Origin of the sequence: Neolewinella maritima (assembly GCF_923081025.1) — a bacterium.
Lineage (GTDB): Bacteria > Bacteroidota > Bacteroidia > Chitinophagales > Saprospiraceae > Neolewinella > Neolewinella maritima.
Map to the genome: position 1 here is coordinate 1 of NZ_CAKLPZ010000004.1, position 24,901 is coordinate 24,901.

The 24,901-nt window shown below is 56.9% G+C and carries 26 protein-coding genes, 1 tRNA gene and 1 pseudogene; 9 read left to right on the forward strand and 19 right to left on the reverse strand.

Features of this window, described 5'->3' with window-relative positions; all coding sequences use genetic code 11:
* Window positions 1-39: 39 nt before the first annotated feature.
* Window positions 40-381: a hypothetical protein gene (locus MJQ68_RS14220; RefSeq protein WP_238751799.1), complete on the reverse strand. Its 342-nt coding sequence runs from the start codon at window positions 379-381 to the stop codon at window positions 40-42.
* Window positions 382-516: 135 nt separating this feature from the next.
* Between MJQ68_RS14220 and MJQ68_RS14225 the strand changes: the two genes are divergently transcribed.
* A complete protein-coding gene (locus MJQ68_RS14225) occupies window positions 517-1,605 on the forward strand; it encodes a hypothetical protein (RefSeq protein ID WP_406613005.1) in 1,089 nt (362 codons plus the stop codon).
* On the opposite strand, the gene MJQ68_RS14230 is transcribed toward MJQ68_RS14225, so the two are convergent.
* Window positions 1,574-1,957, reverse strand: a complete 384-nt coding sequence (locus MJQ68_RS14230) for a hypothetical protein (RefSeq protein ID WP_238751800.1) — start codon at window positions 1,955-1,957, stop codon at window positions 1,574-1,576. The two genes, MJQ68_RS14225 and MJQ68_RS14230, sit on opposite strands and share 32 nt — an antisense overlap.
* Window positions 1,958-2,055: 98 nt before the next feature.
* Between MJQ68_RS14230 and MJQ68_RS14235 the strand changes: the two genes are divergently transcribed.
* On the forward strand, window positions 2,056-2,778 hold the full coding sequence (locus tag MJQ68_RS14235) for a DUF4488 domain-containing protein (RefSeq protein WP_238751801.1): 723 nt from the start codon (window positions 2,056-2,058) through the stop codon (window positions 2,776-2,778).
* Here the strand turns inward: MJQ68_RS14235 and MJQ68_RS14240 are convergent.
* Both MJQ68_RS14240 and msrB read right to left on the reverse strand, forming a co-directional pair.
* Window positions 2,776-2,847, reverse strand: a tRNA-Arg gene (locus MJQ68_RS14240). The two genes, MJQ68_RS14235 and MJQ68_RS14240, sit on opposite strands and share 3 nt — an antisense overlap.
* Window positions 2,848-2,897: 50 nt before the next feature.
* Window positions 2,898-3,446: a peptide-methionine (R)-S-oxide reductase MsrB gene (msrB, locus tag MJQ68_RS14245; protein WP_238751802.1), complete on the reverse strand. Its 549-nt coding sequence runs from the start codon at window positions 3,444-3,446 to the stop codon at window positions 2,898-2,900.
* A 97-nt stretch (window positions 3,447-3,543) separates the two neighbouring features.
* Between msrB and amaB the strand changes: the two genes are divergently transcribed.
* Genes amaB through MJQ68_RS14260 form a run of 3 tightly spaced genes read left to right on the forward strand, consistent with a single transcriptional unit; the run spans window position 3,544 to window position 7,386 of the window.
* On the forward strand, window positions 3,544-5,073 hold the full coding sequence (amaB, locus tag MJQ68_RS14250; RefSeq protein WP_238751803.1) for an L-piperidine-6-carboxylate dehydrogenase: 1,530 nt from the start codon (window positions 3,544-3,546) through the stop codon (window positions 5,071-5,073).
* A 3-nt stretch (window positions 5,074-5,076) separates the two neighbouring features.
* Complete coding sequence (locus tag MJQ68_RS14255) at window positions 5,077-6,114, forward strand: NAD-dependent epimerase/dehydratase family protein (RefSeq protein ID WP_238751804.1); 1,038 nt, start codon at window positions 5,077-5,079, stop codon at window positions 6,112-6,114.
* A 3-nt stretch (window positions 6,115-6,117) separates the two neighbouring features.
* On the forward strand, window positions 6,118-7,386 hold the full coding sequence (locus tag MJQ68_RS14260; RefSeq protein ID WP_238751805.1) for a glycosyltransferase: 1,269 nt from the start codon (window positions 6,118-6,120) through the stop codon (window positions 7,384-7,386).
* A 75-nt stretch (window positions 7,387-7,461) separates the two neighbouring features.
* Here MJQ68_RS14260 and MJQ68_RS14265 read toward each other — a convergent pair.
* A pseudogene (locus MJQ68_RS14265) lies at window positions 7,462-9,171 on the reverse strand (amidohydrolase).
* Window positions 9,172-9,270: 99 nt separating this feature from the next.
* Here MJQ68_RS14265 and murA point away from each other — a divergent pair.
* Together murA and MJQ68_RS14275 are read left to right on the forward strand one after the other, a co-directional pair.
* Window positions 9,271-10,584 (forward strand): UDP-N-acetylglucosamine 1-carboxyvinyltransferase, encoded by a 1,314-nt coding sequence (murA, locus tag MJQ68_RS14270; protein ID WP_238751806.1) that lies wholly within the window; start codon window positions 9,271-9,273, stop codon window positions 10,582-10,584.
* Between the two features lie 5 nt (window positions 10,585-10,589).
* Window positions 10,590-10,904, forward strand: coding sequence for a DUF4286 family protein (locus MJQ68_RS14275; protein WP_238751807.1), 315 nt, complete (start codon window positions 10,590-10,592; stop codon window positions 10,902-10,904).
* 25 nt (window positions 10,905-10,929) lie between these two features.
* Here MJQ68_RS14275 and MJQ68_RS14280 read toward each other — a convergent pair whose 3' ends face one another.
* On the reverse strand, window positions 10,930-12,141 hold the full coding sequence (locus tag MJQ68_RS14280; protein ID WP_238751808.1) for an N-acetylmuramoyl-L-alanine amidase family protein: 1,212 nt from the start codon (window positions 12,139-12,141) through the stop codon (window positions 10,930-10,932).
* A 43-nt stretch (window positions 12,142-12,184) separates the two neighbouring features.
* Between MJQ68_RS14280 and MJQ68_RS14285 the strand changes: the two genes are divergently transcribed.
* Entirely contained in the window at window positions 12,185-12,847 is a 663-nt protein-coding gene (locus MJQ68_RS14285) for a heme exporter protein CcmB (protein WP_238751809.1), read from the forward strand.
* Between the two features lie 48 nt (window positions 12,848-12,895).
* Window positions 12,896-14,305: an L-serine ammonia-lyase gene (locus MJQ68_RS14290; protein WP_238751810.1), complete on the forward strand. Its 1,410-nt coding sequence runs from the start codon at window positions 12,896-12,898 to the stop codon at window positions 14,303-14,305.
* Between the two features lies 1 nt (window position 14,306).
* On the opposite strand, the gene lptE is transcribed toward MJQ68_RS14290, so the two are convergent.
* From lptE to MJQ68_RS14355, 13 genes are all read right to left on the reverse strand, one after another.
* Window positions 14,307-14,813, reverse strand: coding sequence for an LPS assembly lipoprotein LptE (lptE, locus tag MJQ68_RS14295; RefSeq protein WP_238751811.1), 507 nt, complete (start codon window positions 14,811-14,813; stop codon window positions 14,307-14,309).
* Between the two features lie 78 nt (window positions 14,814-14,891).
* Complete coding sequence (locus tag MJQ68_RS14300) at window positions 14,892-15,584, reverse strand: Crp/Fnr family transcriptional regulator (protein ID WP_238751812.1); 693 nt, start codon at window positions 15,582-15,584, stop codon at window positions 14,892-14,894.
* 105 nt (window positions 15,585-15,689) lie between these two features.
* Entirely contained in the window at window positions 15,690-16,283 is a 594-nt protein-coding gene (locus MJQ68_RS14305; protein WP_238751813.1) for an NUDIX domain-containing protein, read from the reverse strand.
* A gap of 27 nt (window positions 16,284-16,310) precedes the next feature.
* Window positions 16,311-16,679 carry a cupin domain-containing protein gene (locus tag MJQ68_RS14310; protein ID WP_238751814.1) on the reverse strand — a complete coding sequence of 123 codons (369 nt, stop codon included), beginning with the start codon at window positions 16,677-16,679 and terminating at the stop codon, window positions 16,311-16,313.
* 9 nt (window positions 16,680-16,688) lie between these two features.
* Complete coding sequence (locus tag MJQ68_RS14315; protein ID WP_238751815.1) at window positions 16,689-16,925, reverse strand: hypothetical protein; 237 nt, start codon at window positions 16,923-16,925, stop codon at window positions 16,689-16,691.
* Between the two features lie 10 nt (window positions 16,926-16,935).
* Window positions 16,936-17,574 (reverse strand): DUF420 domain-containing protein, encoded by a 639-nt coding sequence (locus MJQ68_RS14320; protein WP_238751816.1) that lies wholly within the window; start codon window positions 17,572-17,574, stop codon window positions 16,936-16,938.
* Window positions 17,558-18,202, reverse strand: coding sequence for a hypothetical protein (locus MJQ68_RS14325; RefSeq protein WP_238751817.1), 645 nt, complete (start codon window positions 18,200-18,202; stop codon window positions 17,558-17,560). The genes MJQ68_RS14320 and MJQ68_RS14325 overlap by 17 nt, the downstream gene beginning before the upstream one ends.
* A 150-nt stretch (window positions 18,203-18,352) precedes the next feature.
* Window positions 18,353-18,772 carry a cytochrome C oxidase subunit IV family protein gene (locus MJQ68_RS14330; RefSeq protein ID WP_238751818.1) on the reverse strand — a complete coding sequence of 140 codons (420 nt, stop codon included), beginning with the start codon at window positions 18,770-18,772 and terminating at the stop codon, window positions 18,353-18,355.
* Window positions 18,773-18,815: 43 nt separating this feature from the next.
* Window positions 18,816-19,823, reverse strand: a complete 1,008-nt coding sequence (locus MJQ68_RS14335; RefSeq protein ID WP_238751819.1) for a cytochrome c oxidase subunit 3 — start codon at window positions 19,821-19,823, stop codon at window positions 18,816-18,818.
* Window positions 19,824-19,878: 55 nt separating this feature from the next.
* Entirely contained in the window at window positions 19,879-20,469 is a 591-nt protein-coding gene (locus MJQ68_RS14340) for a cytochrome c oxidase subunit 3 (RefSeq protein ID WP_238751820.1), read from the reverse strand.
* Window positions 20,470-20,474: 5 nt separating this feature from the next.
* A complete protein-coding gene (cyoE, locus tag MJQ68_RS14345; RefSeq protein WP_238751821.1) occupies window positions 20,475-21,386 on the reverse strand; it encodes a heme o synthase in 912 nt (303 codons plus the stop codon).
* A gap of 95 nt (window positions 21,387-21,481) precedes the next feature.
* Window positions 21,482-23,338 (reverse strand): cytochrome c oxidase subunit I, encoded by a 1,857-nt coding sequence (locus tag MJQ68_RS14350; protein WP_238751822.1) that lies wholly within the window; start codon window positions 23,336-23,338, stop codon window positions 21,482-21,484.
* A gap of 32 nt (window positions 23,339-23,370) precedes the next feature.
* Window positions 23,371-24,891 carry an OmpA family protein gene (locus tag MJQ68_RS14355; RefSeq protein ID WP_238751823.1) on the reverse strand — a complete coding sequence of 507 codons (1,521 nt, stop codon included), beginning with the start codon at window positions 24,889-24,891 and terminating at the stop codon, window positions 23,371-23,373.
* Window positions 24,892-24,901 lie beyond the last annotated feature (10 nt).

Genomic DNA, 24,901 nt, shown 5'->3' on the forward strand with positions numbered 1-24,901 from the left:
ATCAGTAGCTCTACCAACTGAGCTACGCTAGCTTACTGTTTACCCCACCAGCTTAGCCGCCTCCACGTACTTCCAGAACAGTTGGAGGTCGCTCTGTGGGGTACGAACAAGGCCGGGTGATCCGCTCCAAACTCGACGAAGCCGCTTCCCACTGGGGAGCGGCTTTCGTCGTTTTATATCTTTGGTCCGCGCTACCTCTCCCCCACCATCCGACCCGTACCTCCCTCCACGCTCCGCTACCTCCTGCTCGCCGCGGGTCTGCTGCTGTGGACGATCAACTGGCTGTACAACCGACCGCTGTTCATCGACGAGGCCAACGTAGCTCGCAACCTGTTTGACCGTAGCTACGCCGAGCTGTTCGTGCCCCTGGATCACGAGCAATACGCGCCGCCACTGTACCTCGTATTCACCAAATTACTGGGCGAATTGCTTGGGTACCGGGAGTGGGTGCTCCGCATCCCCGCACTTATAGGCGGAATGACTGCAGTAGTAAGTATATGGTATATAAGTAAGAAAATGCTGGATGAGTACTGGGATTTACTCCCTCTCGTGCTCCTCTTCGGGAATCCGTTCGTCCTGCGCTACGTGACCGAACTAAAGCCGTACGGCCTCGACCTCGGCCTGGCGGCGCTACTAATCGCTCTACACCTTCGGGGGGCTCGGCACCGCACTGTAGGATTAGGTAGCTGGGCAGCGATCGGTAGCCTGGTACCATGGTTCTCGCTACCCAGTGTCTTCGTCCTTGCTACGGTAGGATTACGGGAACTACGGTATGATCGCCGCTGGTTGCTTGTCATCACGGGCTGGCTAGCTTCTTTCGCGCTGCTATACGTGCTCGTACTTCGCCCATCGATCGGGAGTAACTACCTCAACGATTTTCACCAGGATTACTTCCTCCCGCTGCGTCCTGATACGGCAAGCCTTGCTCAAGTAGGCCGTATTGTCTCGCGCTTGCTGCGCCTTTGTTTCGGTCTGACTCTCGTGGCACAAGTCTGGGGCGCCTTGCTGCTGCTAGCCGGCGGTCTACTCGCGCCCCGCAAGCTCTGGTTACTGCTTCCCCTTGGCATCGTAGTGGCAGTGTCGGGTATGCAGTTGTATAGCTTGATCGACCGCCTGATCCTGTTCGTCCTTCCGGGTGTCTGGGTAGTTGCCGCGCTTGGTGCGCAGAACCTGGCGGCCTACGTCCGTCGATCCAGACCGGCGTATGCAGTAGTGATTGTGCTCACACTGCTACTGGCGGGCGGCGGCAATATCTATTACAGGTACTGGCAGCCGGAGCACACGAGCGACGGCCGGGAGTTAGCAACCTACGCTGAGGGGCCACACACATACATTGACGAGAGCGCGGTACCGGTGGTGGATTATTACACGCGGATCCACCCGGCGACGCGCTACACCACGGCAGCAGCTAGAGCGCGTACACCACATACTGGACAGAGCAACTACACACTCCTATTCGACGTGATGACGGAACAGACTATACGTGTACGCGCAGAAAATGCAGCAGAGGCGGCGGCGGCGCGCGGGTGCGAAGTAAAGGAAGTGGACCTATTCCGGGCCCGCGTGGTGGAGCTTAGATGTCCCGTACGGAATTCCGATCCGTAACGACTTCCAGCAGCTCGCGTAGGAATTGGATCTGACCGGGGCTCAGGGTGTTTTTTAGTGCATCTTTGACGGTAAGGAAGGTACCCGACTCCAGTTCCTTAAGACGCTCCTTGAGTTCTCCGGCGTCTTCGTACAGCATTTGCTTTAGGCTGGGGATCTCGTGCCAGTCCCCCTCTACGGCAACGGCTTCCTCACGGTCGGCGGCCGGTTCCAGGGCAATGAGGTCTGGATTGTCGCGACGAAGCTCGGCTTCGGGGAGTCCCCACTCGTCGGACTGCTGCGTCAGAAAGACCTCCAGGCCGCGCTCACGAAACCGATAAATAATTAAGCGAGCTTTTTTGCGGAGTCCCATGGAAAATGTATTCAACTGCCTAATGGTGCAGGCGGGTATAGGTTCAAATATACAACGTTGCCCTCCTTCGAATCGTTACCTGCCCATAAGCTACCACTATGAAATATCTACTTTTTCTACTACTTGCAAGCCCCCTGTGGCTATTCGCTCAGTCCTCCCCTACCCCGCTGGAGGGCGCCTGGGAGAGCAGCTTCGCCGGAGGAGATGATGCGTCAAACGATCTACTGCTCATTGTGCAGGACGGATTCTTTGCCATGACGGCCTACAACGACAGTACCGCCCAGTTCATCGCCACCCTGGGGGGTAGTTATACTATCGAAGCCGATACCTTTATGGTTACCTACGAGTTCGACTCGTCCAATCCGGAAAACGTAGGCCGCACCGTAGCCATGCCCTTCGCCGTTACGGGAAGTCTGCTGGTCTTCAACGGAGATAAAGCCTGGCAGCGTCTGGATGACGGAAGCGGCGAGCTAGCCGGAGCCTGGGAGATTACAGGGCGCAAGCAGGACGGTGAGATGCGCCGCCGGCCGGTCACCGGACCGCGCAGGACCATGAAAATTCTATCCGGTAGTCACTTCCAGTGGATTGCCTATAACACCGAAACAGCGGAGTTTCTGGGTACCGGTGGCGGACGCTACTCCGTCAACGACGGACAGTACATCGAGTATATCGACTTTTTTAGCCGCGATCCACAGCGGGTGGGTAAGCAACTGAGCTTCGACTACAAAATCAGAAATAACGAGTGGCACCACATGGGTGTGAGCAGCTCCGACCAGCCCCTGTACGAAACCTGGGGGCACCGCCCGCCGGCCAGAAAGTAGCCCCAGCAAGACTCGAACTTGCATTTTCGGTTTAGGAAACCAACGTTCTATCCCTTGAACTATGGGGCTCGGTGGTCGCGATTGACCTGAGCAGCGGCGACAAATATACGGTAGCCCCGCTACAGGTCTTCGGCCGGAACGAAGTTGAGTGCTACCCCGTTGATGCAGTACCGCAGACCGGTGGGCTGAGGACCGTCGGGGAAGATGTGTCCCTGATGACCCCCACAGCGCGCGCAGCTGACTTCAGTGCGCTTCATCCCGTAGCGGAAGTCGCTGTCTTCGGTCACGTAAGCCGCATTGATGGGCGCATAGAAACTCGGCCAGCCCGTGCCGGACTCGAATTTAGTCTCACTACTGAACAGCGGCAGACCGCACGCCCGACAGGCGAACACGCCGGCGTGCTTCTCTTCGTTCAGTGGACTCGAGAAGCTGCGCTCCGTACCGTCTTCCCGCAACACGTTAAATTCCTGATTGGTCAGCAGTTCCTTCCAGTATTCGGTGGTGGTGTCGAAGGGCTCGACCTGTCCTTCGGTAGCGGGGGGATCGTAGCGGTAGTCGGGCCGCGTCTGCTCGGGGCTGGCCGCCACGTCACCGGATGCTACCGTGGTCTGTGAGGTGGAATTGCAGGCAAGTAAAATAGACAAACTGAGGAATACCAGGTAGCGCATAACGGGGACTTTGCCGGTACAACACCCGCACCCGGCGGGCCGGTTCATTCCGGGCTGCCGGCATAGTGTTACCTTCGCGACGCCCAACCACCATAGCATGAAAGAATTTTTGAAGACCCTAGGCCTTACCGAAGACAACGACGGCAGCAGCACCGGCCAGCAGGGGATGCACAATCCCGACCAACACCTGGAAAGCCACTCTCCGGTAGACGGTGCGCTGATCGGTCGCGTCAGCGTGACCACCCCCGAGCAGTACGCACAGATCGTCGGCGCCGCCACGGCCGCCTTTGCGGACTGGCGCATGGTGCCCGCCCCCCAACGCGGCGAGATCGTACGGCAGTACGGCCAGGCCCTACGCGAGAATAAAGACGCACTCGGCCGCCTGGTCAGCTATGAGATGGGTAAGAGCCTGCAGGAAGGCTGGGGCGAGGTACAGGAGATGATCGACATCTGCGACTTCGCCGTGGGGCTCAGCCGTCAACTATACGGATTTACGATGCACTCCGAGCGCGTCCTGCATCGCATGTACGAACAGTACCACCCCCTGGGCATCGTGGGCATCATCTCGGCCTTCAACTTCCCAGTCGCGGTGTGGAGCTGGAACGCCATGCTGGCCCTCGTTTGCGGCGACGTCGTAATCTGGAAGCCCAGCGAGAAGGCCCCCCTCTGCGGCGTTGCCTGTCAGAAGATCTGGGCGCAGGTCGCCGCCAATAATAAGCTATCCGAAGGCATCTGCTCCTTGATCAACGGCGACTACACGGTCGGCGAACTTATGACAAAGGACGGGCGGGTCCCCCTCGTCTCGGCCACCGGCTCTACCCGCATGGGCAAGATCGTAGCCCAGACCGTAGCCGGTCGCCTCGGCAAGACACTGCTCGAGCTAGGTGGCAATAACGCTATCATCATCACCCCCTCGGCTGATATGGATCTGGTGCTCACCGGTGCCCTGTTCGGTGCTGTTGGCACCTGCGGACAGCGCTGTACCAGTACCCGCCGACTCATCATCCACGAGAGCCGCTACGAAGAAGTGCGTGATAAACTGGCCGCTGCGTACGGACAACTGTCCATCGGCGATCCCCTGGATGAGGGCAACCACGTCGGGCCACTTATCGACACCGACTCGGTGAATACGTACCTCAAGGCCATCGAAGGCATCAAGGCCGAAGGAGGCACCATGGTTGTCGACGGAGGTCGCATCGATGGGCTCGGCTCGGACTGCTACGTGAAACCCTGTATCGCCGAAGTAGCTACCGACAGCGCTATGGCACAGCAGGAGACCTTTGCCCCCATTCTGTACCTGATGAAATACTCCACCCTGGAGGAAGCCATTGCGATCCAGAACAGTGTACCCCAGGGACTATCCTCCGCCATCATGACCACTAATATGCGCGAGAGCGAGCGCTTCCTCAGTGCAATGGGTAGTGACTGCGGTATCGCCAATGTCAACATTGGTACTAGCGGAGCGGAAATTGGCGGAGCCTTCGGCGGCGAAAAGGAAACCGGAGGCGGCCGGGAATCCGGTTCCGACAGCTGGAAGGCCTACATGCGGCGGCAAACCAACACCATCAACTACTCTACCGAACTCCCTCTTGCCCAGGGCATTACCTTTGACCTGCAAGCTATCTAGTATATGCGTTACCACCTCGTTTCCGGCGGCTGCGGCTTCGTTGGCCGCAATATGGTCAAGCGGCTCTATCGCACCACCTCCGATAAGATCTTATTCGTCGATAACCTCAGCGTAGGCACCCATCCCAGTACCTGGCTGGAGGCGGACCAGGTGCGCAAGGAAGGCGACCTGGAGGTCTACGGGCCCGATGAGCGACTACTGTTCCTGCACCAGGACTTTCGCAAATTCCTGCGGGATATCATTGATGATAGCAACTTCATCACCAATGCCTACGCGCCGGACTTCACCCGCTTCAGCGATGTGTTTCACTTCGCGGCTATCGTAGGGGGTCGGTCCACCATTGAGGGAGACCCCATGAAGGTGGCGCTGGATCTGAGTATCGACGCTGAGTTTTTCTATTGGGTCACCCGCCACCAGCCCGACCGCACCCTCTATCCCTCCAGTTCGGCGGCCTACCCCATTGATCTACAGACGGAGGGCGACGCGATCGCACTGGCCGAGTCCGACATCAACTTCAAGAAGATGGGGGAGCCGGATATGACCTACGGTTGGTCCAAACTTACCGGAGAGTTCCTAGCTAAGGTGGCCGCGGAACACTACGACCTCAAGGTCACTGTCATCCGCCCCTTCAGCGGTTACGGGGAGGACCAGGACCAGACCTACCCCATCCCCGCCATCGCTGCCCGTATCGCCCGCCGCGAAGATCCGGTCGAGGTATGGGGTACGGGCCGGCAGGGCCGCGACTTCGTCCATATCGATGATGTACTGGACTGCATCTTCTTCGCCATGGAGCGGGTCACCGACGGCACGGCCATCAATATCGGCCGGGGCGAGTTGCTCAGCTTCATCGACATCATCCATACGATGTGTGACATCGAGGGCTACTCCCCCGAGATCAAGCAGTTACTCGACAAGCCCGTAGGCGTTTTCAGTCGCTACTCCAATATGGACCTGGTGCACGACATGGGATGGCGCGCTACGATCTCCGTGCGCGAGGGTATGACCCGCGTACTGAATGCCCAGAAGCAAGCGCAAGCCTAAGCCATGTCCCGACAGACTATCGTGTGCTTCGGCCCCGGCCCCAAGTTCAAGGGAGGGATTTCGAACTACAATACCTCCCTGGCCAAGGCCCTGGACCGCCGTGGCGACTGCGACGTGCACATCGTAAGCTGGACCCAGCAGTACCCGGCCATCATTCCCCGCGAGTTTGTTGACAAGACCAGCCGGGTCGATCTCCTGGAAGGGACCAATGTGAAGGTCCAGTACGTACTCAATTACAATAACCCGCTGAGCTGGCAGCAGACCTACCGTCGAATCGTGGCGCTGCAGCCCGCTAAGGTGATCATTCAGTGGGCCATCGCCATCCAGGGTATTCCTCTGGGCTACCTGGCCCGCCAGCTCCGTAAGCATCCTGAGATCGAAGTGGTATTCGACCTACACTTCGTGATCCAGAAGGAAAACAGCAGCCTCGACCGCCGCCTCACCCGCTTCGGCATTGCCCGTGCGGACACCTTCATCGCCCACGCGTACAAGACCGTGGACGAGCTCAAGGAGCTCTTTCCTCAGCGTGAGTTCGCCGTAACGGAGGCGGGCACGCGGGTGCCGGGTCCTACCAATATAATCAAGCTATACCATCCCATCTATGAGCTCTTCGCTCCGCAGGATGACTTCGACGTAGCCGCCTTCAAGCGGGCTAATCAGTTGCGGGAACATGTCTTCCTGTTCTTCGGCTTCATCCGCAAGTACAAGGGGCTCCACAATGTGATCCGCTCCTTCGCCCAACTCGCCGAGCGGCGCGACGACGTGAGCCTGATCATCTGCGGAGAGTCCTTCTGGGACACGCTGCAGGCCGACAAATGGAGCACCAGACTGAAGAACACCCTGTTCGGCTTTGCTAAGAAACTCTTTCTAGCCAAATCAGACGATGAGCGCGACTACCGTCCCCTGGAACTGCTGGATACACTCGGCATACGTGACCGCGTCATGGTCAAAAACGAGTTTGTCGCCAATGAGGAAGTTCACAAGTACTTCCAGGCCAGCGATGCCGTGGTGTTGTTTTATTCCTACGCTACTCCCTCCGGGGTCGAATCCATCAGCTACAATTTTCAGCTACCGGCCGTAGCTACCCGCGTAGGTCACTTTCCCGAGACGATCAAAGACGGCTTCAATGGCTACCTGGCCGAGCCGGAAAATATCGACGATATGGCCCGACAGCTGGAGCGTATGATCACCGCCCCGATCCCCCGGGAGAATGTGCGGGCTACTACGGAAGACATGAGCTGGGACAACTATGCGGCTGCGATCCTCGCCTAGGTCGAGGCGTTGCACGCCGAGTGTATGTCGATACCCGCTGTGACTCGGCGTACAACGCCTCGACCTTATTGCAGCCTAATATTCTTTCCTCCCGGATACATAGGTCGCCAGCACTTCGGTACTGAGGATCTGATCATCTGCGCAATTGGTGAGGTCATTGCTGAGCAGTACAAAGTCTGCCTGTAGGCCCGGCACCAGCGTGCCCCGCACATCTTCCTGAAAGGCGGAATAGGCCGCGGCGGCGGTGTAACTGTGCAGGGCTTCCTCCCGTGTCATGGACTGCTCCGGGAAGAATACGGCCTTACCGTCCGCCCGGGCGCGGGTGACGCTGGCGTAGAACGACTCGATGGGGTTCACGTCTTCTACCGGGGCGTCGGTGCCATTGGTAACTACGGCACCGGCGTCGATCAGACTGCGCCAGGGGTAGGCACCCGAACGGGCGCGCTCGGTGCCGAGGCGGGTCTCGGCGAACAGGGCATCGGACGTACAGTGGATGCCCTGCATAGCAGCGATCACACCAAGCTTGGCGAAGCGGGGGATATCATCCGGATGGATGTGCTGGGAGTGCTCGATACGCCAGCGCTTGTCGTCGGTAGGGTCCACGTACTTGGCCATCAGGTCGAGGGTCTCGCGGTTGGCCCGATCGCCAATGGCGTGTACGCAGAGCTGCATGTTGTGGGTAATGGCAAGTTGGGCGATGCTGTCTACCGTGGCTACCTCCGTGGTGTTCTGACCGGTAAAGCCGGGGTTGTCGAAGTAGGGTTCCAGCAGCCAGGCGCCGTAGCTACCCAGTGCACCATCCAATTCGGTTTTAATGGCGCTGCACTCGAAGCGCTTGCCGTAGTGCGGTAGTCCGTCCATATTACCGGCCATCTCGTCGTAGGAGTGGCGTAGCATCACCCAGAGGTTCAGTCGGAGGCTATCGGCGGCATCAAGCTCCCGGTACCAATCGACCTCCCGGAACTTCGTGCCGGCGTCCTGAAACGAAGTGATGCCATTGCGGAGGCACTCGTCCTGGACGGCGCGGATACCCGCCAGCCATTCTTCCTTGCGGGCTTCGGGGGTCATGGTCTGTACAAAATTCTGGTAGGCATCGGTAATCAGATCCATGGCTCGCTCCTCAAATACCCCGGTGGGGTCGCCGGCCCCGTCGCGCAGGACGCGGCCGCCGCGTGGATCGGGCGTTTCGCGCGAAACACCCGCCAGGTCCATGGCTTTCTGGTTGGCAAACAGGGCATGGCCGCTGGCGTGCCGGAGTACGACCGGGTGGGTCTGGGTCATGGCGCTGAGTTCATCGTGTACGGGATATCCACCTACGCTATGGTTGTGGGGTTCATCCCACTTCTCCTGATGTCAGCCACGACCCGTGATCCAGTCGCCCTTGGGGGTATCCTCGGCACGTTCGGCGACTATGGCTACAATCTCTTCCCAGCTGCGGGAACGCAAAAAATTGAGGTTGCGCAGGCTACTTCCCAAGCCGCTAAAGTGGGCGTGGCCCTCGATGAAGCCGGGCATCAGAAACGCTCCGTCAGCATCTACCCGCTGGGTAGCTGTGGTGAGTGAGGCGGACCAGTCGGACGTGTCCGCGTCCATCCCGACCCGCTCGATGGTTCCATCTGCTGCCACCAACAGGGCGGTAGCGGGGGGCAGGTCCTTACCGGACCAAATTGCTGCGTTGTAGACCAACAGACTGGCAGAATCATTCCCCGCCGGGTCATCGTTGCTTGTACAGGCGGAGAGACAGAAGAGGAGGAATACGAGTAGGCAGCGCAGCGATACGATCATGCCACAGATTACGGCATTATTTGGAGAAGCACCGTATTGCGCTAGCTATCGGGGCCCCGCCCCCTGGCTATACAGTGGCCTTTTCCTACCTTGCCGGCAATGACGACGAACGGAACATTTATCGTGGAGGGCGGCCACCGACTGAGTGGCGAGATCATCCCACAGGGAGCAAAAAACGAAGCACTACAGATCCTCAGTGCTACCCTACTGACGGCAGAAACCGTAGTGGTGGAAAATCTGCCTGACATAGAAGATGTCAACAAGTTGCTCGGTCTGCTGGACGGACTCGGCGCCGAGGTAGAGCGCGTAGACCGGCAAACGGTACGGATCACCGCAGCGAACATCAACCTGGACTACGTGCTGAGTCCTGACTACGTCCGGGACGCCCAGCGTATCCGCGGATCGGTCATGCTTATCGCACCGCTTCTCAATCGTTATGGCCGCGCCAGTCTGCCCAAGCCGGGGGGGGACAAGATCGGGCGCCGCAGACTGGATACCCACCTACTCGGACTGCAGGCGCTGGGCGCCAACTTCGACTTCGACAGCGAGCGTAATATCTACGCCTTCGAGACGGACGGGCTCAAGGGCACCTTCATCCATATGGAGGAGATCAGTGTGACGGGCACCGCCAATGTACTGATGGCCGCCGTACTCGCGGAGGGGGAAACCACCATCTATAACGCGGCCTGTGAGCCCTACCTGCAGCAGCTGTCGCACATGCTCAACAGCATGGGTGCACAAATCGAAGGCATTGGCTCTAATTTGCTGAAGGTGCAGGGAGTGAGTCGCCTCGGTGGATGTACCCACCGGATGCTGCCCGATATGATCGAGGTAGGCAGCTTTATCGGACTGGCGGCCATCACCCAGAGTGATATTACCATCAAGGACGTGCGACTTGATAAGCTGGGCGTTATCCCACGGACCTTCGAAAAGCTGGGTATCCAACTGGAGTATCACGGAGATGATATCCGGGTGGTGCCCCAGGACCACTACGAGGTGCAGAGCTTTATGGATGGCGGGGTGCTCACCATCTACGATGCACCCTGGCCGGGCTTCACGCCGGATCTGATCAGTATTGCGCTGGTGACGGCCATTCAGGCCCGGGGCTCAGTACTGTTCCACCAGAAGATGTTTGAGAGCCGGCTGTTTTTCGTCGACAAGCTGATCGATATGGGCGCGCAGATCATTCTCTGCGATCCGCACCGCGCTACGGTGATCGGTCTGGACCGGCGTACGCCACTGCGGGGCATCCGCATGACCAGTCCGGATATTCGTGCCGGGGTGAGTCTGCTCATCGCGGCGCTCTCGGCAGAGGGTACCAGCCGGATCGACAATATCTACCAGATCGACCGGGGCTACCAGAATATTGATACGCGGCTACAGGCACTGGGCGCACAGATCGTCAGGGAATAACGCCTATGCTACTCTACAATATCACGAATAAGATCGACCACACCATTCACGACGAGTGGTTGGGGTGGATGCAACAGGCCTATATTCCTCACGTCATGGAGGCTGGCGTATTTGAAGACTACAAACTGAGTCGACTACTGGGAGTGGATGAGTCGGACGGCATCACTTATGCCCTGCAGTTCACGGTATCTAGCCGGCCGGCCTTTGACATTTACCAGGAGAAATACGCCTACGCCCATCAACAGATGCACGACCTGCGGTATAAGGGCAGTTTCGTGACCTTTCGGTCGCTATTATCGGTGGTAGACCACGGGGCGTAACGAAGTAGCCACTTGATATTCGGTCCTAATCCATCAGTCCGATCAGGAGCCAGTCAGCCAGTAGTTGCCGATTCGCCGGGCTTACGATCCGCACCTGGTCGCTGGCATTGGCGATGTTAGCCAATTCGATGTACACGCTACTGGGTTTGGTCTCGCGCAGCATGTGCAGGTCGCGGTAGCTCACGGTGCCCCCGTAGCCCCGGCCCGGCCGGTATTCTTCGTACTTCCCCTTCAGGGTACTCAAAATCTTTTCCGCACGCTTCGCACCCACCAGATCGCCCTCCGGGTGGTACAGGAATACGTCGAGTTGCTGTCCGCGGTGCCGGCTGTCGATGTGGATCGCTACCATGGTTTGGTCCGTGATTCCCTTAGCCAAATTCTCCTCGTAGAGTGCGTTGACGATATCCGAGCGCTGAAAGAGGCGCAGCTTCTGGTTTCGGGGCAGGGAAGCACCGCCCCAGACGGTCTCGTCCCGGTCCGGCTCCAGGTACTTATCGTCGCGAATCCCGTCGTTTTCATCCCGCACGATCATGTAGGGCGTACCTCCGTGCTCCAGGATGTTGCGGCATAGGCGCAGCGCTACGTCGTAGGCGTATTCGTCTTCGGCCAGCAGGTGACCCGCGCGCCGACCGATCGCGCCAGGATCAGGCCCGCCGTGCCCGGCAACGATATAGAAGATACGTCCCGCCATGGTCCGGTCGATGAGCGGTACCGTAGCGTAGGTCGGCCCGAAGATGTTGAAGGTGCGTGGTGCGGCGGTGGTGGACTGCGACGGCACCTCGATGATGGGCCGGTCGGTCGGTAGGGTAGCCGGAGTGACTGCACCGAAGGTGCTACAGTGATCGATGTGGTGGGGTACATAGAGTAGGCCATCCTGTCGGTAGTCGCGACTGCGCAGCCGCCGTTTTAGCAGCCACATATTGTAGGCTTTGATCGCTACCGCACGATCCCAGTTTTGGTCACGGGTCGTGGTACGAATACTCTCCCCGTCGTAGGGCAGTACCGTAATGGGCAGCTTGTACTGGCGGCCTACCAGCAGTTTGCTGTTGGGATTGAGGTAGTTGATGCGGCGAAACTCGGTGATGTTGCAACCGTGGTCGATCAGATCGTACCGCCGCAGTAGCGAGTAGATGCCGTCGCCCCGCTTCACCTCTACGTTCAGGTACTCTACCGCACCGGCGCATGTGGAGCCCAGCACGAGCAGTAGAAAAAGCATTAGGCGGAAGGAAGAGCGCATACCGTGTAGTTTCAGCGACGCACCGGTTATCTTTGCCGGCAGTATGTCCCTGCTCCGGCAAATTTATAAACTCCTGCGTTGGGAACTCACCCTGGAGTGGCGGGACAAATACGCCATCGGAAGTGTACTGCTTTACGTCGTGGCTACGGTCGTTATTGTCTATCTGGCCCTGCTACAGGGACTGAACGCCGACACCTTCAACGCCCTCTACTGGATCATCCTCTTTTTCGGGGCCACGGTAGCCGCCGGGCGGAGCTTCCTGCGCGAAGGCGGTAGGCGGCACCTCTACTACTACACCCTGGCCGATCCACTGGCCCTGCTCTTCAGTAAGCTACTCTACAACCTACTGGTGATCTGGCTGATCAGCGGACTCACGTTTGTCCTACTACAGCTATTCGCCGATCAGGTCAGCATCCCCGCTCCCCTACCCCTGTTTCTGGCCACGCTACTGGGAGGCATCGGACTATCGGCGATCCTTACCTTCGTCTCTGCCCTGGCCGCGCGCGCGGGAGGCAACGGTACGTTGATGGCGGTACTGTCCTTTCCCCTGGTGATCCCGCTGCTCAAACTGCTGGTGGATAGCGGTACCTATGCGATGGACCTGGGTATCGACGATCCATCACGTCCTATCTTTCTCATTCTGGCCGTTGATCTCTTAGCGATCGCGGTGGCCATTGTGTTGTTTCCCTTCATTTGGCGGGATTAGGTGCACCCCACTACCGGCCCTTCCCACGTTATTCTCCAAACACCCCGCATGGTCACCCGTCTATCCGTTTTCGATATCTACAAGATCGGTGTCGGACCGTCCTCCTCCCATACCCTGGGTCCGTGGCGGGCTGCCCTCGATTTTCTCACGGTACTCGACCGGGCGGGGTCGCCGGTGCAAAGTATCGGAGTACAACTGTTCGGAAGTTTGTCCAAAACGGGACTGGGACACGGCACGGACATTGCGGTCATGTTAGGCCTACAGGGGTACGATCCGGTGACGATCCTCACGCAGCAGATCCCGACGATCATCGACCGGGTACGCACTGAACGCCAACTTCAACTGCACGGCACGGCGGTTCCCTTCGACTACCGCAACGACCTGGTGTTTCAACCAACCACCCACCCGGGGCATCCTAACACCCTAACCTTCACCGGACTACTCGCCGATGGTCAGTTGATCATACAAACGTATTATTCCCTGGGTGGAGGCTTCATCGAACGCGAGGGGGAGGAAGTGACCGAAGAAGTGGTGTATCCCTTTATCCACGATGTATCCTCCGGGGAGAAGATGATCCGCTTGTCCCATGCTTCCAAAAAGACAGTCACTCGCCTACTCTACGAGAACGAACGCTGCATCTACTCCAGTCAGGAGATACACAACCGGATCGAAGCGATCTTTCAGGTCATGCTAAACTGCGTGTACCGCGGCTGCCATACCGAAGGTGTCCTGCCGGGCGGACTGAACGTAAACCGCAGGGCCGCCCATCTATCCCGCAAGCTACTGGCGGGCAAGAGCTACCCCGACCGCAAGAGTTGGCTGGAGGCGATCCGCAGGACGGCCCGCGATTTCTCGAACGTCAACCAGTGGATCAGCTGCTTTGCCCTGGCGGTCAATGAGGAGAACGCCGCCCTAGGACGCGTGGTGACCTCCCCTACGAACGGCGCCTCGGGGGTGATCCCCGCCGTACTACTATATCACTACCTCTTCGGTAACTTCGGAGAAGATGACTTGCTGCGGTTCTTCCTCAGTAGTGGACAAATCGGTGCCCTATTCAAGCAGGGGGCTACGATCTCCGCCGCGGTGGGCGGGTGCCAGGCGGAAGTCGGGGTGAGCTCGGCCATGGCAGCCGCCGGCCTGACCGAGGTACTGGGAGGAAGCACCCGACAGGTACTGCAGGCTGCGGAGATCGCTATGGAGCATCACCTGGGCCTCACCTGTGATCCTATCGGAGGGCTGGTCCAGGTGCCCTGCATCGAGCGCAATGCCATGGGAGCCATGAAGGCCATCACCGCCGCCAACTTGGCACTGGCCGGTAATGCCGCACATGCGGTAGTCAAGTTTGATGAGGTGGTCGCTACCATGTGGGAAACCGCCCAGCACATGCACAGCAAGTTCAAGGAGACCGCGGAGGGGGGACTGGCCGTTCACGTTTCCGTGGCGCTACCCGAATGCTAATCTACCAGTCGCCGGCAAAGGCGCGGTTGAAGATCTTTTCGTTGATGTTATCCAGGATGGTCTCTACGGCTTCATCCTGTACGCTGGCCAGAGACACTGCACCGTCGAAGGGATAGAAATCAGAGAAGTTACTTTTCCACCCTTCATCCGTGGGGTCCCGCAGGTTTTTGTACTCTACGGCAACGACGATGGTCAGGTGGTTCTGCTTGGAGAAGGCGGCCACATCGCCTGCCGGACTTGCACCCTCGGCGGTCACGCGGAAGTCGACCAGTGTGCCGATCAGTTGGATGTCCGGGTTATCCTCCGTGATCACTAGTCTTGCCTCATCGCGCACCTTATCCCGCAGCGTTTCCGTGGCATCCAAAAACAAGGTAGGGGGAGCCGTGAGGGCGTTGTTTTTGAAATTAGGCACATAGGCAGACTGTACGCCCTCCGGAATGGATATGCCCCGGAAGGAATAGCAGGCCGTCAGCAGTACGGAAAAAGCAAGCAGAGTGAGGTAGCGCATCGTGTAGCTAAACGAAAAAATCCCTTCCGGCGTTGCCGGCGGAAGGGATAAGGTAATTGGGATTACGGGAGGACTGTACTAGGCTGCACTAGCCAGCAGTTCGTCCATATCACGTACCAGAATGCGGCCGCGATTAAAGTAAATCAGGTTCTCTTTACGCAGATCGTTCAGGACCAGGGTCACGGTCTGCCGGCTGGTGCACGTAATATTGGCGATATCCTGATGGGTTAGACTATGCTTCAGGAGCATCTCGTAACCTACGCGACGACCGCGTTCGGTCACCACCTGGTGCAGGAAACCGACGATGCGACTGCGTGCGTCCTTAAAAATTAAGTTCTCCAGCTTGTTCTCGGCTGCCATCATGCGCTTGCCGAACAGACCCAGGATCTGGCGACTCAGCAGGGGGTTGCCAAAGACAATACGCTGGAAGTCGGCTACGCGGATCGTGTAGTAGTGCACTTCTTCCTTAAGCGACTGGGCGGTTTCGTTGCGGGTCACCTCTCCGACCAGGCTTAACTCGCCGAAGATGGCGTCGGGGTGGATGAGCTGCTTGATGACCTCCTTACCCTCGTTGCTGTGGGTACTGATCTTGATGGGCCCCTTGGCTAATAGGTAGATATGGTCGCTTGCGTCACCGGGCTGGTAGATTATCGAGTAACGTGGCTTGGTCTTGAACTCCATGGTCTCGGCCAGCCGCCGCTTCTCTTCAGTAGTGAGACCATCAAAAAGATCGAAATTTTCGAGCAGGGAGATTTTATTCGCGGTATCCATTGGGTGACATTGAGGGTTAAGCAAGAGCGCCGGTGGCGGCCGGGACCAGCTAAATGCATCGTCCCTTTGTCTTCTAGACCCCGATTGTCATACGACCCCCTAAGCTTACACTGTTTTATTTTGAGAATTCTTTCCGTCGGTTCCCTTACCTAGTGTGCCATCTAGTAGCGCAACACGCTGCAGGGCCAGAATACTGAGGGCATCCGTGATTCGTCCGTCGAGCGTCATGGCTATTGCTTCCTCCAACCGCAGCCTGCGTACGCGCAAGTCTTCTGTGTCTTCCGGTTCGGCGGCCTCCTGGCGTAATCCTTCCGCCAGATACGCTACCCCCCACTCATCGGAAACGGAATTACTGAGGTGGAACTCCATAAGCTGCGACCACCGGGTGGCGACCAGCCCCGTCTCTTCCTTCAGCTCACGTTGAGCGGTCTGTAGGGGGTCTTCCCCGACCGGGCAGCCGCCCTCGGGGATCTCCCAACTGTAGGCATCCAGCGCGTAACGGTACTGACCGACCAGGTAGGTATAGCCGTCAGCATCTACCGGTACGATGCCGATCGCGTGGTTTTTGTAACGGACCAGTCCGTAAATACCGTCACTACCACCCGGAGTGACGACCTCGTGGTGCTCGATCTTTATCCAGGGATTTTCGTAGGGTGTACGGACGGATTTGGTCGACCACGGATTCACTGCTTCTGCCATACGGCGAAGGTAGTTCGGTGCGTAGGACTACAGTCGGTCGTAGCGGCTGACCGTAAGGGCATGGGCTACCTCGCCGGTATGTTTGGTAGCGATAGGCTCAAGCAACAGCAGGTGGACCTCCTGGCCTGTCTCGGTACGGGGCCGGTGCAGCACGCCCCGCGGGACAATGTAGAACTCACCGGGCTGTAGCTTCACCGTAGTCCGATCCTTGAAGTCTATATAGAGGGTACCCTGAAACACTAGGAATAACTCGTCCTCGTCCGTATGATCGTGCCAGACGAACTCACCCGCAACCTCAGCTACTTTGACGGCCTGACCGTTGAGTTCGGCGATGACCTTGGGCGACCAGTGGTCGTGAAACTGAGCAAACTTCTGCGCGATGTTGATGACGGACATACGGGATGACTAGACGATCTCGTGCTCCTTGCGCCGGTTGCGCCACCAGATGAAGCCAACCGTGGCCACCAGCACGTAGGGCATACCCAAAAGGTACAGAATACCCTGGTTGAGCCCCTGACCTTCGGTGCCTCCGTTGGCCAGATTGCTTTCTGCCGTAGCGCGGCACATGGGGCACTGAGCGAGTAGCTCACCGCCGGTGCCCAGCAGAACGAGTACGAGAAGCAAAGTGAGGAAGCGTTTCATGGCGACTGAATTAGGGGTAGTAGGAACGAAGCATAAGGTAGACCACCGGTCCGGTGATGGCGACGTACAGCCACAAGGGCCAAACGTAGCGCGCCATCTTGCGATGTAGCGTCCATTTACCGGCTATGGCGCGTACAGTAGTTAACAAGATAAAGGGCAAAAGGATGCCCGCCAGTGTGATGTGAGTAATCAGAATGACCAAGTACCAGGGGCGGGTACCGCTCACCGCAGCGCGTTCCATATCAGTGAGTACGCCGTTCTGATCGGCATCGCCAAACAGGACCTCGGGGGTAGTGAAGTGATAGGCGACGTAGCAAAGCAGGAAGAGTACCGAAAGCCCCAGTGCGGTAGCATTGGCGTTGCGATGCTTGACGAACTGCCCCTTCTTCACGTAATAGAGGGAGAACAGTAGAGCCACTGCGGTGAGGCCATTTAGGGTAGCGTTAACGGCGGGTAGAAAGCGAACATCCCAGTCAACATCCAGGGTGATCTCCCGCATGGCAAAGACGAGTAGCAGTACCACGGCGGAGAACACGTAGGTAGCGATCTTGAGTAGCCGCTCTTTATTCGGATACGTAGCCAGCTCGGGATGGGCGCGTCGCCGTGGGGTTGGCTGGGTGTTCGTGATGGTACTAGAGTTCTCGGCCACGATCTAGGATTATGTCCTGCTTAGCAGGCAGCGGGATAATTAACGAGATGAGCTGGACCAGACCGATCGCTTCGTCACGGCGGGCCAGGTCGTAGTGCTGCACAATGGTGAGCGAACTATCGACCAGCGCTACGATGGGCTGGATACCGGGGGAATCATAGCTCCCCAGCGGAAGCTGGAAAGCCTCGGCCGTTGCCGCGAAGTCGCGCTCATCCGCTTGTAGAAAGCTGAGCATGTCGGACGCCGGAAGATTGTAGGTAGTAGTAAAGTCCTCTACGGCAGCATCGGGATCCTGCGCCAGCACGATAGTGGTAAAATACAGGTTAGGGCTATCCTGAAACTGCTGATACAGACTATCCAGCATGTGTCCGTACAGCCGGGTGCCTTCTTCCTTTGTGGGGTCCAGCCAACCGACCACCGTCATAGCTCCTTGCCACTGCTTCGGCACCTCACCACGTATGGAGACTAACCGACTGATGGACGGCATCTTTCCGTAGTCACCCATTGCCTCGATGGCCGAGCGCCGGTAGTTGGCCCCGTTGCGCAGGTAGACGAACGAGACGGCTGGTAGTCCGACCAGGATAAACAGCACAATCGCCGTACCGAACCACTTCTTGGCCCTTGCCATACTAAGGTGTTTGTACTAACAACCCGCTTTCGGCTACAGGGATTAGCGTGTTGTTCAATGTGACTGAATTATGTTACCATCCAGGTCTAACTACGGAAGGTTTGGGAACCCTTGTTTCCCAAACCTTCCGTAAGTGCATGCAGATTGCTATTAAGCCGGTACCTCCTCCAGCATATATACATCTTCGAGCAGGCCAACTGGTGCGGCTACGGGAGCCTTGGCTTCGTTGCGGAACTCGATCTTCTCACGATTCTTGCGCCAGGCATCTCCTTCGTTGAAAAAGGCGATCAGCGCCCAGAGTAAGAGAAAGGTAGGTAGCAGGACACTCATGGCCAAGCCCTTCACTTCGTACCCCATGTGCATGAACTCGTAGATAATGAAGTAGGCCTTATAGACCGAGAGGGCAATGATCAGCAGCGATGCGACGTAGATCAATGGACGGATATTCTCCGCAAACTCGGCTGCCTTGAGCAGGGAGAGAAGTACTTCGACCACCGTGACTGCGGCGAGCAGTCCAAGGCCCTTCCAGACTCCACTGACTGATTCCTCGTAGCTTAAATGTTGTGCCATGATATTCTATTAGAGTGTAAGTAAAGGTTGGAGTAGTCCTGGATCACAGGAGGTAGAAAACGAGGAATACAAAAACCCATACCAAGTCTACAAAGTGCCAGTACAGACCGATCTTTTCGACCATCTCGTAGCCGTTCATCCGGGCGGTGTACACACCGCTACCGGCGTTGATCAGGATGATAAGTAGGAAGATAACTCCGGTAGCTACGTGAAAGCCGTGGAAGCCGGTGATTCCGAAGAACAGCGCACCAAAGGCTGTAGGTCCGAACTCCTGTACGCGAACGTACTCTGCTCCATCCTCCTCTACTACATACTTGCGGTGAATGAACCGCTTGGCATTTTCGTTGATGGTGCCGTCCGCCTGTAGACCGTCGACCACGTAGCCTGGGTAGTCACCCGGTACCTCACTGTAGGTGAAGTGGTCCGCTCCTTCGTGCTCTTCTTCACCTCCGTGTACCTCACCGGCTACATGAAGCAGGTAGGTCTCGCCGGCTACCACTTCTTCGTCGCTGCGCTCGCCGGTCTCAGGGTCCAGGTAGTACCCGTTATCGGTGTAGGTGCCGAAGGGATTAGTCGTCACCGTCATATTTTCCTTGACGATCAGGTTAGACCACTCCCAGGCCTGACAGCCCAGAAAGCCTGCACCGCCTAACACGGTGAGTAGCATCCAGAAAACTACACCACGCTTATTCTCCCGTGCGCCCTCCTGAACGGCACGTACCATGGTACCCGAACTGATAATGAGCAGGAACGACATGAAGGTGACGAAAATGAGGGGGGCCTGCTCGTTCGGAAATAATTCATTGATGCCGAAAGGGGCCGTAGCGAATACCCGGTCTGGAACGGGCCAGCTGGGGCTACTGAAGCGGAGTGCTCCGTAAGCGATCAGGAAGCCCGCAAAGGTGAAGGCATCCGATAGCAGGAAGTACCACATCATCAACTTACCGTAGGACGTGCGGAAAGGCTTCCGGTCCCCACCAGCCCAGTCGCTGTTCAGTTCAGGTTTCTGATCCTCGGCGATGATGATATCTGTATCGCGTTCTTCGGTCATGATTAGGGGTTATAGTGGGTATACGTAGTGAGTGAGCTGTACGTAGTAGTACAGCTTAGCGCTGCAAACTTAAGAAGATGATCAGGTAAAGCCAGAGCACATCCACAAAATGCCAGTAGATCATGATCAATTCCAGGCGTAATTGCCGGACCGGCGTCCGCCGGAGCTTGAGCACGAAGGCCAGCACGACCGATACGGCCAGGGCTGCGATACCACCCACCACGTGGGCGGCATGTAACCAACTGATGCTGTAAACAAAATCGCCTGCAGGATTGATCTTTAGTGGGACTCCCTGGGCGGCAAGAGCTTCCCAGCCCATGTACTGCAGCACCAGAAACGCGATACCGAGTACGAGCGTGGTAACGATCCATCCTTTATACGCACCACTTCGTTCACGTTTGAAGGCCCGGTGTGCGAGCTGCAAAGTTAGGCTACTGGTCAGGATGACCAAAGTGTTGATGTAGAAAATCCCGGGAATAGAGAACTCCAGCCAGTTGCCCGATGCGCGACGTACGATGTAGGCGCTGGTGAGCGCGATAAACATCATGACCAGACTCGTAATACCGACGTAGAGCACCATCTTGTGAGGGTGCACCTTATTGCGTCGGGTAGCCGCCTCGATCTGCTGATCTACGCGTGTCTCCATTGTACTCATAACCAAATCATTTTGCCCGCCCAGTACAGGGTAAACACGAGGGGCAGGTATGCGAATGAGTAAAACATCATATTCAGGGCCGTACGGCGGTCGGGTGCAAGCCAGAAGCGCCAGGCGAAGTAGCAAAAGAGTACACTCAGTGCTACAACAAGTGATACAGCCCACAGGGCCGAAATGCCCAAGAAATAAGGCAGTACACCGAGCGGAACCAGGATAGCTGCTGCCACCACTGAGTCCCGACCCAGCAGGGGTGCATCGACACTGCCGTTGCGTTCGGGTACCAACTTAAAACCCGCCTTCTGATAATCCGCAGCCCCTAAGAAGCCGATGGCGTAGAAGTGCGGAAGCTGCCAGAAGAACTGAATGGTAAACAGCGTGATGCCGAGTGAGGTGATGGACCCTTCCGCCGCTGCGCATCCAATGAGTGCAGGTAGCGCACCGGGGATAGCACCTACAAGTACGGCAACCGGCCCTACCCGTTTGAGGGGGGTATAAACAAAGGCATAGCTGATGAGCGATACCATTCCTAGAAAGGCAGTCCAGGGATTAAAGAGCGCAAGCAGACTGATGCCGCCGATACTGGCAAAACCCGCCAGAAGTAAGGCGTCGCTGCTAGACATTCTACCGTCTGCGATAGGCCGGGCTTTAGTGCGCTCCATCTCCCGATCGTAGTCCTTCTCGAGTATCTCGTTGATGATGTTTGCTGCGGCGGTGGTGAGAAATCCACCACCCGTCAGTACGGCTACGGCCCACCAGCTAAAGCTTCCAGCCGACAGGGCTACTAAGTAGGCCAGTACGGAGGATAGCACGACGGTAGCGGAAAGCCGGAACTTGACGAGTGCACCTAGGTCAGATAGCCACCTGCTCCATGCGCTTGCTTCCACCTGACTTGTACTCGATGCTTTCATGCTGCTGTAAAAAACAACCCGTAGTTCAAGGCGACGGGCCTACGAACTACGGGTCGCCGGAAGAAGAACATTCACTTGGTGTTCTCCGGGTTCAATTAATGATCGTGGGTTTCACCCTCCATGATGGGCTGAATCTGAGGGATGTAGTCGATACCGTCCTTGCTGTAGTCATACGCCCAGCGTTGTACGGTAGGTAGTTTGCCCGGCCAGTTACCGTGACCCGTCTCGATCGGAGTGGTCCACTCCAGCGTGTTAGCCTGGTAGGGGTTCTTAACCGTGAGCTTACGTCCCTTCCAGATGCTCCAGAAGAAGTTGATGACAAACAGCAACTGGAAACCGAAGGTGATGATCGCCGCGATGGTGATGAACTTGTTCATTCCATCAAAGTGACCGAAGGTTTGGAAGTTGTCGAAGCTGTAGTAGCGTCGGGGTACACCGGCCATACCTAGATAGTGCATGGGCCAGAAGACACAGTATGCACCGATCAGCGTGCCCCAGAAGTGAAGCTTACCGAGGGTTTCGTTCATGAAGCGTCCGTACATCTTGGGGAACCAGTGGTAGACACCCGCATACATACCGAAGAAGGCGGCGACACCCATAACGATGTGGAAGTGAGCTACTACGAAGTAGGTATCGTGCAGTTGAATGTCCAGTGCCGAGTTACCCAACCAGATACCGGTCAGACCACCCGAGATGAACATCGATACGAACCCGATCGCAAACAAGCTGGCCGGGTTGAAGCGGATGTCTCCCCCGTACAACGTAGCGATCCAGTTGAAGACCTTTACCGCGGACGGTACCGCGATGATCAGCGTGAAGATCACGAAGAAGTTAGCGATGAAGGGATTGATACCCGACATAAACATGTGGTGTGCCCAAACGATGAAGGCCAGAAACGCAATCGCCAGGATGGAGAACACCATGGCCTGGTAGCCGAAGATCGGCTTGCGGGCATTAACACTTAACACTTCCGATACGATACCGAAAGCCGGTAGGATGATGATGTACACCTCTGGGTGACCCAGGAACCAGAACAAATGCTGGTAGAGGATCGGACTACCACCTACGTGGTCAAGAGCAGCACCTCCGATGTAAATGTCACTAAGGTAGAAGCTCGTACCTACGCCACGATCCAGCATGAGCAGGAAGAAGGCGGAGGTGAGTACGGGGAAGGAAAGCAGTCCCAGAATAGCCGTGACGAAGAACGCCCAGATGGGCAGCGGCAAGCGCCACATGCTCATCCCCTTCGTACGAAGGTTAAGTACCGTAGTGATGTAGTTGATACCACCGAGCAGTACCGAGACTACGAAGAGTACCAGGGAGATAGTCCAGAGCGTCATACCGGCACCGGAACCGTCCATGGCCTGTGGTAGAGCGGACAGGGGTGGGTAGGCTACCCAACCGCCGGCAAAGGGGCCGGTAGAAAGGAAGAGCGAGGCAAACATGATGGTTCCCGAAATGAAGAAGAACCAGTAGCTAAGCATATTGAGCAGCGGCGAAGCCATGTCCCGGGCACCGATCATCAGGGGGATGAGTAGGTTGGAAAAGGTTCCAGACAGTCCGGCAGTAAGCACGAAGAATACCAGAATGGTACCGTGCATAGTGACCAGCGCATAGTAAAAGTCAGCAACCAGCGTACCTACACCATCTTCGTTGATCGCGATCCACTTACCGAGTACCGGCTGTAGCCACGCCAGACTCTCCTCAGGAAAGCCTAGCTGCATGCGGAAGATCAGCGACATGGCACCACCAATGATGGCCCACATCATTCCCGTGATCAGGAACTGCTTGGCGATCATCTTGTGATCCTGACTAAAAATATAGTGGGATACGAAATTCGACTGATACTTGTCACCGTGGTGGTGCTCGTGAAAGTGGTCGTCGTACCCAAATTCCTCGATAAGTGCGTCATCGCGCTTTACGGGGGCCGTAGTAAGAACTGCAGTAGCCATGGGATCTAGATTAGGATGTGTGTAAACCTATATTATTTGGATGCTTCCTGAGCGAACTCTGGCTCGCTGGGTGCTCCTTCTACAATGTAAAATTCCGTGCGACGGTTGCGCATTCGCCCCGCTTCAGTAGCATTATCTGCTACCGGACGGTCAGCACCGTAACCCCGGCTTCCGAGGCGGTTGTTGGCAATACCGCCAGCCGATAGATAGTCGCGTACTGCACGAGCGCGTTGCTCGCTCAGCGTGAGATTTGCTGCCGCATCACCGGTATCGTCCGTATGACCGAGTAGCATGGCGCTGACACCTTCGTTCGACTGTAGGAAGCCGATCATATCGTTCAGCTGGTACTGGCTACTATCGGTAAGGGTAGCGGAGCCCGTTTCGAACGTCACGTAGTCCAGCGTGATGATGTTGTCGTCGTTGTCTGGAGTGGCCAGGGCATTGTCAGCCAATTGGGTGAACTCCTGACGGCGTTCTTTGACCTGAGCCATGAGTAGCGGGTCATCCTTGGTGCCCTTCACGTTGCTCAAGTAGTAGGATTTCTGTCCGGCATACCAGACATCGAAGTCCTCTTGCTCCATAATAGTCACGACACGTGCCATGGAGTAGTGACCCTTTCCACATAGTTCGGCACACGCAAGCTCGAAATTGCGCGTTTCCCACAGTTCCTTACCGTCGTCGCTTTCCGGATCAGGAATCTGATACTCCGCGTACTCGGAAAGGCTTTGCCGCCACTCCCGGGTGGTCTTGGTAGGAGTGAAGACGAAGTAGGTAGGTAGTCCCGGTACTGCATCCATTTTCACGCGAAACTGCGGAAGGTAAAAGTCATGCAGTACATCTTTAGCCGTGATACGGACACGTACTTTCTGATCTACCGGAAGCGTCACGTCATTGACGAGAATATCATCATGGTTCTTGGGATCGGTCCAGTCCTGGCCCAGGGGATTCGCACCTGTGATTAGGCGGAAGTCCTTACGCCCTAACAGGCCATCGGGACCGGGGTAGCGCATCTGCCAGGCAAACTGATAGCCGGTGGCTTCGATCTCCATGTAATTGTCATCAGCACCGACATCACTCATGATATCGTTCCAAGCGTCCAGTCCACCTACTACGAGGAATGTCATGACAATAGCGGGGATACCCGTCCATACCAACTCCACGGTATTGTTGTGGCTGAGGTACAGTGCCTTATGACCTTTGCGGGTACGGAACTTATAAGCGTAGTAGAACAGCGCGAAGTTGGTGAGCAGGAAAGCTGCATACGTGATACCTAGCGTCCACTTCATCATGGAATCGATGGAACTGCCGTGTAAGGAGGCAGATTCGTGCGGACCGAAACCAAGAATCCAGTTCTTATAGTAGTAGGCGGAAACAGTAGTCAAGACAAGGAACACGATCATGAAGACCAGTAGTCCCTTCCCCGTGGAGGCTACCGCGGTAGCTTCTACTTCTTCCTTGCCGCGAAGCTGCTTGGCCAGGTCCCGTACACGGGCGATCTGGACGATGATGAGCAGCAACAACGCGATACACAAAAAGACGATCAACGTAGTCATTCGAGTAGAT